The 586-nt window shown below is 38.1% G+C and carries 2 protein-coding genes; both read right to left on the bottom strand.

Annotated elements, in window-relative coordinates; translation table 11 throughout:
- On the bottom strand, window positions 1-286 hold a 286-nt coding region (locus B5J93_RS12885; protein ID WP_143823559.1), incomplete at its 3' end, for a transposase.
- Between the two features lie 13 nt (window positions 287-299).
- On the bottom strand, window positions 300-500 hold the full coding sequence (locus tag B5J93_RS12880; protein WP_079326733.1) for a transposase: 201 nt from the start codon (window positions 498-500) through the stop codon (window positions 300-302).
- Window positions 501-586: the final 86 nt, after the last annotated feature.

Here is a 586-nt window from a genome sequence, read left to right as displayed (position 1 = left end):
TTAATGCTTCTGCATGCTTTGATAAAACTTGTTTGTTTTGCTCTATAAGCTGTGGAGTAACCTTAACATCATGAACTTGTCCACCTGTGATGAGAAAATCAATAGGGTTACCGCAAGCATCTACCACAAGATGAATCTTTGTGGTGTTACCACCCACACTTTTACCAATGCCTTGTTCTGTCTTGTTAGCAACATTACAAGCATGTTGATGGGCTTTGATGTAACTATCATCTATAAACACCCACTCAGTATCAGCTTCTTTGGATGGGCATTGAAACAATTTCATGAACTTACCCAGCTTACCAACGCACAAAGGTTTTGTAAATGGTGTTGTGGCAACCAAAACATTTGGGTAAGTCTCTCCAAGGTATGCCTGTACGAATGCGAAACAAAATGCCTTCTACGGTTAATCTAAGATTGTGCTTGTTGTAGATACCAAGTTGTAGTAGAATAATTTTTAACTTGTGCCATTGTTCATTTGTGAGTAAGGTGCAAGCCATGACGATTTTGGTGCTTTGTTTGGGTTAGAGCTTGCATTGTACCAAAATCGTTTTTTGTTTTGTTAATAAAGTTTGATATGGTCTAG

This window comes from Moraxella equi (genome assembly GCF_002027555.1).
Taxonomy (GTDB): domain Bacteria; phylum Pseudomonadota; class Gammaproteobacteria; order Pseudomonadales; family Moraxellaceae; genus Moraxella; species Moraxella equi.
The sequence above is the reverse complement of the archived record's forward strand: the minus strand, read 5'-3'. Positions and strand labels throughout refer to the sequence as shown.

Bases quoted from the DNA above. Each gene is read 5' to 3' on its own strand.
- B5J93_RS12880 (WP_079326733.1), bottom strand. From the start codon at position 500: ATGGCTTGCACCTTACTCACAAATGAACAATGGCACAAGTTAAAAATT.